Raw genomic sequence first — 12,836 nt, forward strand, 5'->3', positions numbered from 1 at the left:
GGGCCGATCGGACGGAAGCCGAGGCGGAGATCAGACGCTCACAGGAACGCGCCCGCCAGCCGACCTCTGCCAGATGAGTACCAGCTCCGCCCCGACGGGCACGTCGGCTACCGGCCTGGCGGCACCACCTGACCGGGTTGCTGGCCTACCTGGACCGCTGGCTCCGCTCGTAACGCCGAGTGCTGCTGTCACCGGCCACATCTTGATCGAATAGCGGCAGCCGGCGGCCGTACCGGTCAGCGCGGCGACCCTTCAGACGGTGGGGTCGGCGGGAGGGCCGGCTGGCCGCGCACGTCGGCCCCGCCGAACTGGGCTGGGACCGGCACCGTCAGGTGCTGGGCCAGGTTCATTCGGGTCTCGGCCGGGCCGGGAACGGGGTGAGGCGCGTTCGCCAGATCCTGGTCGTTCGGCACGCCCGACACCATAGGGCGGCGGGTTCCCGAGGTCCGGGTCGCGGTCTGCTGAGATGGGTGCATGATCGGTGATGAGCTGACGGTGGTGGTGGACCGGCTGCGCTGGGATCGCCGGCGGGATCCCTACCGGGGTCGGCGGGAGTACTCGCAGGCCGCCCGCCAGGTGGCCGGGGAGTGTGGTGAAGTTGGAGTGCGACGGTCCCGGCTGGCCCCGTGTCGTGCTGAGTGAGTTCGCTCCGGCGCTGGGCGAGCGGGGGATCGCTGAGGGTGGAGCGGCTGGTCGCCGAGCGGGCACGTGTCGCCGACCCGGAGTCGTGGACCGCCGCGTTCGCGGTGCGTGACCTGCGCGAGCAGCTCGCCGAGGTGTCGGGCGACGTGGACCGGTACGTCGCCGTGCTGGCCGAGGAGCTGGTCAGTGCCGTGCAGTATCAACGGATCGCCGAGGCGCTTGGTGCCGCCGGGCGCCGGGACGAGGCGATCGACTGGGCCCGGCGGGGCGTGGCCGCCAACGCGCGCTCGCCGTACACGGACCGGCTGGGGAACCTCCTGGTCGACATGCTCACCGCCGCCGGTGACACGCCGGGTGCTGTGCGGGTCCGGCGGGAGGAGTTCGAACGGCATCCCACCGCCATGGCGTACCGATCGCTGACCGACACCGTGGCGACGGCAGGCGGGGACGATCCGACGGGGTGGGCGATGGGGGTGCTGCGCGACCGGATCACCCAGCAGCCGGCGTACGCCTCCGAGCTGGTCGACTTGCTGCTGGCCGTGGGACGTGACGACGAGGCCTGGCAGGAAGCCCTGCACCACCGGCGGTGGCTCGGCGGGCCGCAGTGGCAGACCCTGCTGCAGCGGCGGGCCGCGACGCATCCGGCGGAGGTGATCCAGCCGTACCGGGACCTCGTCGAGCAGGCGATCCTCAACTCGGCCGACAAGCGGCGCTACCGGCGGGCCGTCGTGCTGCTAACGGCGCTGCGGGCGGTGTACCAGGCGGCCGGAGAACCCGCAGCGTTCCCGCGCTACCTCGCGGAACTGCGCATCGAGCACAAGCGCCGACCGACGTTCATCAAGACCCTCGACGCCGCTGGGCTGCAGCCGACCGGCCTCCCGATCCCGGGTTAATGGAGCAGGGGCCACATCACGGCGTCGGTCCCGTACCGGTGAAGGAACGGGCCGGCAGCCTCGCGGCCGGGTGGGCCGCGGAACTACCGTGGTCGCCGACGACCACGGCATCCGGGAGCGGACAGATGCTCGACGTACGCCAGCTCGATCTCGAGGAGATCGCTACGGCGCTGCAGGACCAGAGCGCGTACGAGTACCGCTGGCTCATCGATCCGGCCAGCGGAGAAATCATGATGTGGACGGCCGACGGCGGCATCGACGGGAAGACACCCATCGACCTCGACGAACTCGACCTGGTCCCCATCGAGGCGCTGCCGCCCTCCGTCTGGCACCGCGACATGGCCGACTTCGCCGAGCGGGTCAGCGACGAGCAGGCGGGACGCAGGCTCCTGCGGGCCATCCAGGGCAGGGGCGCCTTCCGCCGGTTCAAGGACGAACTGCACGAGGAGTATCCGCACCTGCTGACGGCCTGGCACGCCTTCCACCACGCCCGGGCAACCCGCCGGGCCATCGACTGGCTCCTCGACAACCACGTCATCGATGACGCTGCCGCGAGTAACTGCCGGATGGAGCACCCCGACCCGGACGTGCCGTGAGACGAACGGCCCCAACTGGGTGGGCTCAGGCGGAGCAATTGTCAAGAGTTGTGGATTAGTGGATCTTCAAAGTGTCTGCTGAGCGTCACCGATGGTCCGGGTCGCCGGGTGTCCGTTGAGGTTCCCCTGGCCAACGAGTTCCGTACCTGCCGCCGCAGGCGGTGTGGCGCCCAGGGGGAACTCGCAGACGGTGCGCCAGGGGCTTAGGTCCGGCGTTCCGGCGATGAGCCAGACCATGTCGACGGCCGCGTCGATCGGCAGGTGCGCGGAGACGGTTTCCGCGGCGTGGCTCAGCACGGGCTTGGCGGCGTCGTGACCGATGGTCAGGTGCGGCACCACCTCGGTATACGCCCCGGCATACGGGGGTGTCTCGGGAAACCGCTGCCACACCGCCGTGGTGAGGTCCCGGAACGGACGATCTGGCTGCGGAGCAAGCCAGACGACCGTGTCACCGAACCAGCCGACGTGGGTCAGCGCAACGTCGAACCGCGGTATCCCGGCAATGGTCTCGCGCAGCACGGCCAAGGCCTGGTCATTGATCTGCTGCGGAGGCAGGAACGGGTAGAGGACGGTGACGTGCGCCGGCACGCCCCACGAGGCAGCCCGGTCGAGCGATGCCCGGAACCGGCCTACCGCCTCCTCGGCCTCGGGTATCGGCACGATGAGCGCCGTCTGTGTCGGTTCCATCCCCGTAGTTTTCCCATCATGGCCGGTGGCGGTCTACTGGATTTCGCCACCGGTGCTGGGTAGGGCACCTCACCGCTAAATTCTGTGCCGCTGCTCCTCGATCCCGGAGCAGGAACGTCTGGGTCTCGGGGCGCTAGGTGGCGCAGACGGTCATCGGTCAGGCCGCCACATCGATGCGCTCGACGAGTACGCCGGGCTCGAAGCTTCTGGACGAGGGTGGCGATCTGGTCGCGGCTCATGGTGCGCGGGCTTGAGCTTGGGTTGTTGAGCATGGCGAGGGTGCCTTCGCTTAGCGATCGCCGAGGCTGGCCACGATCCTCCGTCACGAACGCTTGCGGCCTGCTCGCCCCGGCCAGCAAAGGCGACCCGGAGGCAGGGAAGCCGGATGCTGCTGCGGGTCAGGTTTCACCCACGTCCGGCGCGCGGCCGCCCGAGGGAAACTACAGCACCAATGAGCTGACGCGGGAACGGATGATGAAGGTCGGCGCTCGCACGGTACGTATTCGGTCGACGAACGCAGACGCTTACCGTGCCCTGCTGTGGCGTCTTGACGTTGGTCTAACGTCCGACGGTGCGATGCTGAAGCTCGACTTTCCAAAGGACGGACCGACGACCTGTGGGAGCGACGTGTCCTGCTACCTGGGAGTCATCAAATTCGGCGCGGTGCCGTTCACAAAATTTCTGTTGGGTTGGCGCTGTACGAGATCGGCCGCAGACTTGGGCTGTGAGCCTCTCCGTCCGTCCTAGCACTTGCCTGTCACCTCGAAGGCTCCGGCGGTACGGAGGACATCGCCTTCTCCTGCCGAGGGTGACCCCGGGACGCAGAGCTCATCCAGCGCGTCCAGGACGCCGCCGGCCGTGGGAGTTCACGCTGACGCGGGGGGTGGGCCGGTATAGCCGCTGCTCCACCGGAACCGGTTGTTCGGCTGGGCGTACTCCTCGACCACGTGCGCGATCCAGCCCGCCGCCCGGGCGATCGCGAAGATCACCTCGCCGGCGCTCGGCCCCATGCCGGTCGCGTGCGCCAACACGGCAACGGCGAAGTCGACGTTGGGCAGGGCGCCCCGCCGCACCGCCATTGCGATCAGGTCGTCGACGGCCCGCCGCAGGTCACCCTCGAGCGGCAGTTCCGCGACAAGATCGAGGAGGGCCGCGCCGCGCGGGTCGCCTTCCGGATACAGCGAATGCCCGAACCCGGGCAGGCTGCCGGTCCGCAGCCATTCGACGATCGCGGCCGGCGCCCCTTCCCGCAGCGCCGCCTCGATCATCCGGTACACGCTGCTGCCGACGGCTCCGTGCATAGGGCCGTCCAGCGCGCCGAGGCCCGCCAGCACCGCCGCGTACGGGTTCGCCCGTGTCGAGGCTGCTACGCGTACCGCGATCGTCGAAGCGGCCAGGTCGTGGTCGGCGAGCAAGACGAGTGCGGCATTGAGCGCCCGGACACCCTCCGGGGACGCCGGCGTGCCCGTCAACCGCAACCACAGACGGGTCGCGAGGCTGTCGTCAGCGGGTGCCTCGCCTGCGAGGGGCAGAGCGTCGACCATGGTCGACAGCAACGCGGGCGCGAGAGCCGTCACGGTGGCGGGCGCCAGGTCGAAGCGCAGCGGGTCCATTGCGGCCGCGACGGCGACGATCACCGGCAGCCGGTCGAAGAGTCGGGCCTGCGCGGGCAGGTGGTCGCTCGCCCGCCTCGCCCGTCCGAGGGTTTCTGCTGACGCCGGGAAAGCCGGCTTCTGCCGCTCGCCCGTCCACAGCCAGTGCGCGACCTCCTCAAACGGAGTCACCGGCGCGAGCGTCGCGACATCCAGTCCTCGGTAGTGGAGTCGCCCGTACGCGATCAACGTGATGGCGGTCCGCATCGCCGGGGCGGCATCGCGTCCCGGCCGGGTCGCCTGTGTGCGGGCTGCCAGTCGCTCGACGTCGGCTAGCCGGAAGCGGCTGATCCGCTCGCCGGGAACCTTGACCTTGGCAAGCAACCCTCGGCTGACGTACGCGTAGATCGTCTCCGGCTTGATGCGCAGGCGAAGTGCCACCTCGTCGGTTGTCAGCAGCTGATCCTCGGACATGTGGCCATGGTCTCACATTGACTGGATCAATGTTGACTGGCTGCGTCGGTCGGCGAGACGCTGCCTGCATGGCTGACACCATCACCGTTCCGCGCGGGCTCGCCGGCGTCGTGGTTACCGACACCACGATCGGCCACGTCCGCGGCCTCGAGGGCTTCTACCACTACCGGCAGTACTCGGCCATCGACCTGGCGGAGCGCCGCACCCTGGAGGACGTCTGGGCGCTGCTCATCGACGGTTCCCTGCCTGCCGAGCCCAAGGCGCTACACGAGGAGATCGCCCCGCTGCGCCACATCCCGCCCGCGGTTGCCGCTGCGCTGCCCGACATCGCCACGGCATCGAAGTCGCCGGACCCGATGGGCGGCCTGCGCGCCGCGCTGGCCGTCGCCGGCCTCGCCGCCGGAGCCCGCCCGCTCTACGACACTTCGCCTGCCGAACGGCGAGCGCAGGCCATGGCGCTCTGCGCCCTTACGCCCAGCCTGCTAGCAGCGTTGTTTCGCCTGCGAGCGGGCTTGAAGCCGATCGCGCCACGCGACGACCTGTCACACGCGTCGAACTACCTGTACATGATCACCGGCGAGGAGCCGTCCGAAGTTCACGCCCGAGCGATCGAGCGCTACCTCATCGCGACCGTTGATCACGGCTTCAACGCGTCAACCTTCACCGCCCGCGTCATCGCCTCCACCGGCGCCGACATCTACGCCTGCATCGGCGGTGCCCTCGGCGCGCTCTCCGGCCCGCTGCACGGCGGAGCTCCCAGCCGGGCCCTCGACACCCTCGACGCCATCGGCTCCATCGACCGGGCCGACTCGTGGTTGCGGTCGCGCATCCTCAACGGTGACCGGATCATGGGGTTCGGGCACCCGATCTATCGTACGGAAGACCCACGGTCGCGAATGCTCAAGGGGGTCGCCCAAGCCCTCGGCGGGCAACTGGTGGACTTTGCCATGGCCGTCGAGGAGCGGGTGCTGTCATTGCTCGTGGAGCTGAAGCCTGGCCGGGAACTGCACACCAACGTGGAGTATTACGCGGGCGTCGTCATGCACCTGTGCGGGCTGCCCCGGGAAATGTTCACACCGACCTTTGCCACCAGCCGCGTCATCGGGTGGTGTGCGAATGTGTTGGAGCAGGCCCAGGACTCGAAGATCATTCGGCCGGATTCGCGATACGTGGGCCCTCGCCCGCCACAACCGGTGCTGTGAGAAGGCCAAATGCCCGCCTCCTCGCGGCCGTCCGCGATGGGCAGCTCGTCGCCCGCCCATCGTTCTTCCAGCTCCAGGCCGTCCGGACGGCCCGCATCGCTGGCACCCCACTGCACCTGATCGCGCACGAGGACGTGCTGATCGTCCGCAAGCCGGAGCCCGACCCGCACGGCGCCGCAGATGAGTGACGCCTCCCTGCGGAACATCGGTATCCGCGTCTGCCTGCCCCGGGAGGTGGCGTGAGTGACCACCCTCCCGGGCCGCGCATCGGATCGCTGTGCACCGGATACGGCGGACTCGACCTGGCCGTCGAGCTGGTGCTCGGCGGCCGCCTCACCTGGTACGCCGAAACCGACCGGCACGCCCGCGCCGTCCTCGAGCATCACTGGCCCGGCGTACCCAACCTCGGCGACATCCGCACCGTCGACTGGAGCGGCGTCGCACCCGTTGACATCCTCACCGCAGGCTTCCCCTGCCAGGCGGTCAGTTCGGTGCTCGCGGCGGTCGTCTTGGCAGGTACAGCGTCAAGCCGGAGGTGGTCAGACCGCCTACTGGCACCCGCTGCCAGCCCGCTACCCAGTCGGGCGGGGCGGCGTCCTTGACCAGCAGCGCGAAGGGCCCGGTCGCCGCAGCCTCCCGCAACTGCGCCGTGCTCACGTTGCGGTTGTACCCCCGGTCCTCCAGAGCGCGGCACCTCGCGTAGTAGGCAACGGGGATGGCTTCGTGGCCGGAGATCACGCAGGGCGGTCGTATTCCGTGCGACTGCAGCGTCTGAACGACGCGCGTCCAGTCCCCGCGGCCCCGGGACTGCTCCGACACGACATGGTGGAGGATGCCGGCCTGGATGGCGAGGTGGCCGGCGAGGCCCACTGCGGCGGCGGCGGCGACCAACCGTCGCCACCTGCGAGCGGCCGCTGACAGGAGTACGGCAAGCCCGGACGCGGCGCAGACGAGAGCCACCGCGTACGTCGGAAGTAGGAACCGGGGTGCCGAGTAGCCGATCAGGAACAGGTAGGGAAAGGCCATCGAGGCCGCGACCACGACGGGCAGCCACGCGGTCCGTGCCGTGCCCGCCCGGTGGGCCGCCCGGACACCGAGTGGCACCAGCACGGCGAGCGCCACCCACCACAGCGCGGCCGGCCACCGGAATGGGCTGTCGCACGGGCGGCAGAGAATCGGCCCGTCCAGGGTGCTGATCACGTGCCCCAGGGAGAACTGGAGGCTCGTCCCGCCCTGCACGTGGCCGGCCTGACGGATGCGCTCCAGCAGCCCCCCGTAGCGCAACTCGGCTTCGACCGCCCACGGCGCGCCGCCCACCGCGAGGCCCGCGAGCACCGCCGCGGCCAGCCGCCACCGCCGAAACGTCTGCACCGCGACCGTGGCGCCGAGCAGCGGAAGTCCGAGCCAGAAGGCGTCGGCCGGACGCATCAGGGCGGCCACCGCGAGAGCCGCGACAAGCCCGAGGTACGCCCTGGGCCGGGCTGGTTCGGAAGCGGCGAGCAGAAAGCACCCGACCGCCGCGACCGCCGCCATCGCGGTGTAGTGGTTGGGCATCGCGGCGTTGGCGTAGAAGAGGGCGATCCAGAGGCTCGCGTACAACCCGGCGGCCAGCGCGGCGATGCCCGGCCGCCGCGACAGCCGGGACCACACCCAGAACGCGAGCCCGAGCGTTGCCGCCGCCGTGGCGGTGAGGAACAGGCGGAGTGCGAGCGTGGAATCGAGCCACGACGCGACCGGCCACACGAGCAGGGTGACGCCGCGGGCACGCGGGGCACTCATGAAGGCTGCCGGCGCATGACTGCCGTACTGGCTCACGTAGACGACCTCGTCCCAGCCGAGGTCGAGGGTCGCCGGCACAGCGATCAGGGACGCGGCGGCGAAGATCACGCATACCGCTGCCAGCGGTCGGACGTCGGACCGGGAAGTCACGGATGGGGAGAGCACCAGGGCCTCGCTCGATTCACGCCAGGCGCGTCGCCTGACGAGGAGTCGTGGAAAACGCGTCGGGCGGCCGTCCCGTCGCCGGGTGCCACGGTGCGCGTGGTGGCCCGGCCGGCGGATGGACGCGGCAACGAGATCGCGGGCTCGTACCCACCAAGTGTCCGAGCAGTTCTCACACTAGTCTGTACCCGAACTTGACGGACCTTCTTCGCGAATCCGGCCAGTTCCGGGACGGGAGAAGCGCTATGGCGCCCGCCCGTGCCATGACCGCGCCGAGGGTCTCGACCAACGCCCGGCACCTGGCCAGCCTGCTCGCCGGGCAGGGCCGCGTCGATGAGACGATCGTGATCCTGCCGACCCTGGTCGACGCCGCGACGGGGACGTTGCCGGGCAGCCGGCGGACGCCTGCCGAGGCCGTGAGCAGCAACGATATCGCCATCCGACGCCTTTGACCTCCCAGTGAAGACCACAGTGGCCACTCTGCTTCGGGCAGGCAATCGACCCGCGTCGACAGCCGTGTCGAAGCCCTAGGCGGGTCAGGAGCGAAGCTGCTAAATCGACGCCTGACTCTGCAGCCTGCAGCACAGGTGCCGGTGTAGGTCCCAACGCTGAGACTCCGATCCCATCAGCAGTGCGCTGACCAGGCCTCCCTGCTCGGTGACCTCTTCGGCGGACCCGAAGGAGCCCATCTTTTCTCTGCTCGGCAGGCCAACCGTGTCCGGCGGACGGGGGTCACACCACGTCGGCTGCATCGACGTGCTGGCCAACATCGCTGGCAAGCAGCGGGAGCGCTCAGACATGGCCGATTCTGAGCAGGGAGCATCTCGACGAGAGGTTCAAGTCGACACTTACTCGCTGTTGGCTGTGCCGAGCCGCCTTGGCGCATATGCCGGCTCGGGTTTGCGCGTGGGTAGCCCGGGAAGCCAGCGGACGACGGGCGGTGATTGGACAGGGGGAGGTTGACATGGCTGACCGGGAGCAACTTCACGACCTGCGCCAGCAGGCACACCAGGCGGGCATCGAGGGCAACTCGAAAATGACCGAGAACCAGCTACGGGAAGCGCTGCGCAAGGTCGGCAAGGGCGCCGATCCGCAGATGGCGAAACGGGAAGCCAAGCGCTGACCCGCCCGCGCCGACGCCAGCACTGGCGGTGCTGGCGTCTGCGTACGGGATGCGCTTGCTGGCGGTTTAGCTCATGGTGGCCAGGAGGCCGCGGCATGCCTGCTCGCAGGCGTGGCAGGTCTCTGCGCAGATGCGGCAGTGCTCGTGCTTGTCCGCGTGTCGGGCGCCTGGACGGAGGTGGCCAACGAAAGCTCTGCGCCGGGCGAGACGCGCGAGGGTCGGGGTTTTCGGGACCTCCGAGCCCCTGTGGAGGGCTGGTTCGACGGGCGAATTGGGGGAGCGGACTGGGTGCAGTGGGGTGCTCCGAACGGGGCGCAACTGCGCTCAACCGCATTGACTCGGCATGAGTGTCGAAGCCTGCGTGCTGCGGCCAAAGCCGCGGGCACAGTCAACGCCCGGCGGCGCCCTAGCTGTCGGCGTAGACGAGGTCCATGGTGTCCGTGCGCCCGGACCAGCGGAGTTCGAGGTGCCAGCAGCCCGCCCGCGGCATGTCGATGATCGATGGGCCCGGACCGCCGGTGACCTCCCGGGTCACCCGCGTGTCGGTGCCGTCCAGCGTCGCGGTGATCGCCAAGGTAGCCGGCGACGTCGTGTCGGACGACGTCGTGGCAGGACGGGAGACCCACAGGATCTTGTTGTTGGACCCGTCGTCTCTGGCCTGCGCTAGCGGGTAACCGAACAGCACCGCGACGATGTCGCCCTTCGCGCCGAAGACGTGCGGGATCCGGGCGTCCCCGCTGAACCCGGCGTCCGCCCAGTCGGGCAGGGACCCCGTCTCGACCCGCGAGCCGCAGCCTGTCGCGGCGCTCGCCGCCGCGCTCGCCAAGGCCGTGGTGGCCGCAGCGCCGACCGGCGTGGCTGACGGGCCCGTGGTCGTGCACCCCGCCAGCAGGACCACCGACCCCAGCACTAACCTGCCCCTTGAACCCATCTCGCGCCTCCGGATAAGCGTCGTGCCTGCCGACGACTCGACTCGTGCATCCCACTATCAGGACACCGGCCGGGCCGTCCGGGTTCCTTACCGAGCCTCCCGGGTGGTCGGCCGGCTGGCGGCGGCGTCGCTGACGGTGTCGGATCAGACTGCCGCTGAAGCCAGGGCATGGCCCCATCGTCGTTGACGATCGCTGCGGATGCGGGCGCGTCGCGCCGTTTTGGCGATGCGGACGTCGGCTCGGGGTGGGTTGGATCTACAGGCTGGAGGGATGCCGTGCCTCGTGCGCGCGTCGCCGGCCTCCTGCTCGCGGTGACCAGCCTGCCCGCCGTGTGGCTGATCACCGCGGTACTGGCGCTCTCCTGCTGCCGTCCACCCGCGTCAGATCTACGTGACGCGAAGGACCGCACCGGACCCAGTCCCACCACCAGTATGGGTCCGGTCTTGGTCGCCCCTGAGGTGCGCCGCGGCGGCAAGGGTCGACTGCTCCTGTGGCCGGCACGGGCCCTGGCACCGTCTTACGCGGTGACCTGACGGCCGTCGACCTCGAGGTGGACTTTGTGAGGGTAGAAGCAGAGGTGTTCGGCGGCGGCCAAGCCCTCGGGGAGCGGGTGTGGCAGGCTCCACGCCGCATCGGATACCCGTTGTCCCTCGGCGTGCAGGTGCCAGTGTTGCCCGTCGCCCTTGTAGGGGCATTCCGAGACAGTGTCGCTGCGTTCCAGGACACCAAGATCTACGTCGGCGAAGGGCAGGTAGTAGCGGATCGGGGTGCTCGTCTCGAACAGCAGCTTTGGCCGGGTGGACTCGGCGATTACCCGTCCGGCGTGGCGGACCACGACGTGGCGTGATGCGGTGCGTACGTCGACGCGGTGGTAGGGATCGCGGACGTGGCCGTAGATAGGTTCGTCCTCCTCGAACCAGCGATCCATGGCGGCGAAGGCCACCGAGACGTATCCGTGCAGCGGCGGGATCGCGTCGTCGCTGTCCATGTAGGCGGTGACCGCGCCAGGTGCGGTGCGCTGGCCCGCCCGCACACTGAACTGTGCCCGGCCGTGCGCGTCGGGTTCGGCGGCTGACAGCAGGTCCTGGTCCAGGTCGTCGAGGGGATAGAAGTGTTGGGGCAGGCACCCGGTCTCGTGCAGCACGATTCCGCGTTGGCTGTCCAGCACGGTCCGCCCGGCGAACACCGCCCGCATCCGGCGGGGCCAGGGTTCCCAGTAGCGCACGTGCTCCGGGGCGGGGAAGTCGAACCCGCCGCGCTGCCTGGCGAATGGGGCGTGCCCGAATGTCAAGGACATCGCATTTTCCTCTCGCGGTATCGCCCGGTTACGAGTATGCCCGCCGCATCAACCGCCGCAAGGCGTACCACGACTGCGGCCAGCCGTGCAGGGACAACACCCATCGGCGCCCTGTCTGCCAGGCTACGGTCCTGACTCCGCTCCCCGCCACGGAACCAAGGACGTCGGGTCGACGCGCTGCCACATCCACCGCCTCCGATAGCGCGACATGATCGGCTCGCCGAGCAGCGGGATGCCCACTGCGGTGACCGCGACGGGCCAACCCGCGGCAGACCGCTGTTGAGAACAGCGACGATGAGGAACCCGCCCCATAGGGACAGTAGGTGAAGGGTGCCGTTGCGTTGTGGGATCGACGGACGTGTTGAACGCGTGTCGGGTCCGAGGTCGGATCGCTTGGGCGAGTTTGGTAAACGCAGCGGCGACTCGCGTGGCCGGCGGGTCTCGACGGCGAGTTCGTACTATCCGCGGCGCAGGTTCTGCATGAACGCGTGTCCGGCGATGATCACTTGGATTGTCTTGTCCGTTCGTAGTCCGCGCATCGGTCTCAACCGGTGTCTGAGCTGGCTGTGGTCGGCTTCTATCGGGTTGTTCGCGTGTTGCTCGACGTGGTGCCATGCCTGCCGGATCAACTCGTCGAGCACGCCGGGGTAGACCGGCGAGGCGTCGGTGACGACCTCGCTGGGTGTCATCTTCAACGTCGACAGCGCTCGTCGGACGAACCGCCGGGCCGCGTCGGCATCCCGGCGGGCCGAGACCAGCATGTCGATGACCTGCCCGTACTGGTCGACCGCCCGGTACACGTACCGCCACACCCCGTTGACCCGGACGTACGCCTCATCGACGTCCCACCTGTCGCCTGGTGAGTGACGGCAGGATCGGGCGGCGTCGCCCAGCAGCGGCGTGAACCGTTGCACCCACCGGACGGGTTGAACCGCAGACACCAGCGCACCGCGACGACGATCACCTCCGGCGGGAACCGAACCCGGCGAACGCCGACCTCGGAGGCAGCCACGAGTCAGGTCGGGTCGATGACTTCACTGCTCAAGACTGCCTCGATCATGCCAACCCTCGACGCAACAGAGCCCGCGGACGGCCCCGCCGCCGACCCGAGCGGCTCTACGCCGACCGGGCCTACGACTACGACATCCATCGCCGCACTGTTCGCGCCGCCGGCATCACCCCACACATCGCCCGCCGCGGCACCAAACACGGCTCCGGCCCGGGCGCGCATCGGTGGGTGGTCGAACAGGCCATCGCGCTGCTGCACTGGTTCCGCCGGCTGCGCGTGCGGTGGGAAATCCGCGACGACATCCACGAAGCGTTCATGAGCCTGGCCTGCGCGATCATCTGCTACCGCAGGCTTCCCAGATGATCATTCTGTTAGAGCCTGGTAAATAAGGGGTTCCGGGCGTCGGCTGGCCTCGTGGAGATTGATGATTGCGGCCGTACGGGCGTGG

General features: G+C 69.4%; 12 protein-coding genes and 3 pseudogenes. 9 read left to right on the plus strand and 6 right to left on the minus strand.

Features of this window, described 5'->3' with window-relative positions; translation table 11 throughout:
* The first annotated feature begins 474 nt into the window (after positions 1 to 474).
* From ACLQ2U_RS31670 to ACLQ2U_RS31680, 3 genes are all read left to right on the plus strand, one after another.
* Entirely contained in the window at positions 475 to 642 is a 168-nt protein-coding gene (locus ACLQ2U_RS31670; RefSeq protein WP_425754565.1) for a hypothetical protein, read from the plus strand.
* Between the two features lie 38 nt (positions 643 to 680).
* On the plus strand, positions 681 to 1,535 hold the full coding sequence (locus ACLQ2U_RS31675; protein WP_425754566.1) for a DUF6880 family protein: 855 nt from the start codon (positions 681 to 683) through the stop codon (positions 1,533 to 1,535).
* 125 nt (positions 1,536 to 1,660) lie between these two features.
* Positions 1,661 to 2,131 (plus strand): UPF0158 family protein, encoded by a 471-nt coding sequence (locus ACLQ2U_RS31680; RefSeq protein ID WP_425754567.1) that lies wholly within the window; start codon positions 1,661 to 1,663, stop codon positions 2,129 to 2,131.
* A gap of 66 nt (positions 2,132 to 2,197) precedes the next feature.
* On the opposite strand, the gene ACLQ2U_RS31685 is transcribed toward ACLQ2U_RS31680, so the two are convergent.
* Together ACLQ2U_RS31685 and ACLQ2U_RS31690 are read right to left on the minus strand one after the other, a co-directional pair.
* Positions 2,198 to 2,818, minus strand: a complete 621-nt coding sequence (locus ACLQ2U_RS31685; RefSeq protein ID WP_425754568.1) for a 2'-5' RNA ligase family protein — start codon at positions 2,816 to 2,818, stop codon at positions 2,198 to 2,200.
* 866 nt (positions 2,819 to 3,684) lie between these two features.
* Positions 3,685 to 4,884 carry a citrate/2-methylcitrate synthase gene (locus tag ACLQ2U_RS31690; protein ID WP_425754569.1) on the minus strand — a complete coding sequence of 400 codons (1,200 nt, stop codon included), beginning with the start codon at positions 4,882 to 4,884 and terminating at the stop codon, positions 3,685 to 3,687.
* Between the two features lie 68 nt (positions 4,885 to 4,952).
* Here ACLQ2U_RS31690 and ACLQ2U_RS31695 point away from each other — a divergent pair, with 68 nt between their 5' ends.
* The 3 genes and pseudogenes from ACLQ2U_RS31695 to ACLQ2U_RS31705 all read left to right on the plus strand — a co-directional run bounded on the left by ACLQ2U_RS31695 (position 4,953) and on the right by ACLQ2U_RS31705 (position 6,688).
* On the plus strand, positions 4,953 to 6,086 hold the full coding sequence (locus ACLQ2U_RS31695; RefSeq protein WP_425754570.1) for a citrate synthase: 1,134 nt from the start codon (positions 4,953 to 4,955) through the stop codon (positions 6,084 to 6,086).
* Between the two features lie 17 nt (positions 6,087 to 6,103).
* Positions 6,104 to 6,274, plus strand: a pseudogene (locus ACLQ2U_RS31700) (site-specific DNA-methyltransferase); the annotation flags it as partial.
* A gap of 129 nt (positions 6,275 to 6,403) precedes the next feature.
* Complete coding sequence (locus ACLQ2U_RS31705; protein ID WP_425754576.1) at positions 6,404 to 6,688, plus strand: DNA cytosine methyltransferase; 285 nt, start codon at positions 6,404 to 6,406, stop codon at positions 6,686 to 6,688.
* On the opposite strand, the gene ACLQ2U_RS31710 is transcribed toward ACLQ2U_RS31705, so the two are convergent.
* A complete protein-coding gene (locus ACLQ2U_RS31710) occupies positions 6,570 to 7,973 on the minus strand; it encodes a hypothetical protein (RefSeq protein WP_425754571.1) in 1,404 nt (467 codons plus the stop codon). The genes ACLQ2U_RS31705 and ACLQ2U_RS31710 overlap by 119 nt on opposite strands.
* Positions 7,974 to 8,272: 299 nt before the next feature.
* Here ACLQ2U_RS31710 and ACLQ2U_RS31715 point away from each other — a divergent pair, with 299 nt between their 5' ends.
* Together ACLQ2U_RS31715 and ACLQ2U_RS31720 are read left to right on the plus strand one after the other, a co-directional pair.
* On the plus strand, positions 8,273 to 8,479 hold the full coding sequence (locus tag ACLQ2U_RS31715) for a hypothetical protein (protein ID WP_425754572.1): 207 nt from the start codon (positions 8,273 to 8,275) through the stop codon (positions 8,477 to 8,479).
* A gap of 512 nt (positions 8,480 to 8,991) precedes the next feature.
* On the plus strand, positions 8,992 to 9,150 hold the full coding sequence (locus ACLQ2U_RS31720; protein WP_425754573.1) for a hypothetical protein: 159 nt from the start codon (positions 8,992 to 8,994) through the stop codon (positions 9,148 to 9,150).
* Between the two features lie 406 nt (positions 9,151 to 9,556).
* Here ACLQ2U_RS31720 and ACLQ2U_RS31725 read toward each other — a convergent pair whose 3' ends face one another.
* The 3 genes and pseudogenes from ACLQ2U_RS31725 to ACLQ2U_RS31735 all read right to left on the minus strand — a co-directional run.
* Positions 9,557 to 10,048 (minus strand): hypothetical protein, encoded by a 492-nt coding sequence (locus ACLQ2U_RS31725; protein WP_425754574.1) that lies wholly within the window; start codon positions 10,046 to 10,048, stop codon positions 9,557 to 9,559.
* 551 nt (positions 10,049 to 10,599) lie between these two features.
* On the minus strand, positions 10,600 to 11,379 hold the full coding sequence (locus ACLQ2U_RS31730; RefSeq protein WP_425754575.1) for a DUF427 domain-containing protein: 780 nt from the start codon (positions 11,377 to 11,379) through the stop codon (positions 10,600 to 10,602).
* 387 nt (positions 11,380 to 11,766) lie between these two features.
* Positions 11,767 to 12,302 (minus strand): annotated as a pseudogene (locus tag ACLQ2U_RS31735) (IS6 family transposase); the annotation flags it as partial.
* Positions 12,303 to 12,445: 143 nt separating this feature from the next.
* Here ACLQ2U_RS31735 and ACLQ2U_RS31740 point away from each other — a divergent pair.
* Positions 12,446 to 12,751: pseudogene (locus tag ACLQ2U_RS31740) on the plus strand (IS5/IS1182 family transposase); the annotation flags it as partial.
* Positions 12,752 to 12,836: the final 85 nt, after the last annotated feature.

It is taken from the genome of Micromonospora sp. DT47, from assembly GCF_049844475.1.
Classification (GTDB): Bacteria; Actinomycetota; Actinomycetes; order Mycobacteriales; family Micromonosporaceae; genus Micromonospora.

Excerpts from the sequence above, each read along its gene's own strand:
- ACLQ2U_RS31670 (WP_425754565.1), top strand. The coding sequence starts at position 475 with ATGATCGGTGATGAGCTGACGGTGGTGGTGGACCGGCTGCGCTGGGAT.
- ACLQ2U_RS31680 (WP_425754567.1), top strand. The coding sequence starts at position 1,661 with ATGCTCGACGTACGCCAGCTCGATCTCGAGGAGATCGCTACGGCGCTG.
- ACLQ2U_RS31685 (WP_425754568.1), bottom strand. The coding sequence starts at position 2,818 with ATGGAACCGACACAGACGGCGCTCATCGTGCCGATACCCGAGGCCGAG.
- ACLQ2U_RS31690 (WP_425754569.1), bottom strand. The coding sequence starts at position 4,884 with ATGTCCGAGGATCAGCTGCTGACAACCGACGAGGTGGCACTTCGCCTG.
- ACLQ2U_RS31695 (WP_425754570.1), top strand. The coding sequence starts at position 4,953 with ATGGCTGACACCATCACCGTTCCGCGCGGGCTCGCCGGCGTCGTGGTT.
- ACLQ2U_RS31715 (WP_425754572.1), top strand. The coding sequence starts at position 8,273 with ATGGCGCCCGCCCGTGCCATGACCGCGCCGAGGGTCTCGACCAACGCC.
- ACLQ2U_RS31720 (WP_425754573.1), top strand. The coding sequence starts at position 8,992 with ATGGCTGACCGGGAGCAACTTCACGACCTGCGCCAGCAGGCACACCAG.
- ACLQ2U_RS31730 (WP_425754575.1), bottom strand. The coding sequence starts at position 11,379 with ATGTCCTTGACATTCGGGCACGCCCCATTCGCCAGGCAGCGCGGCGGG.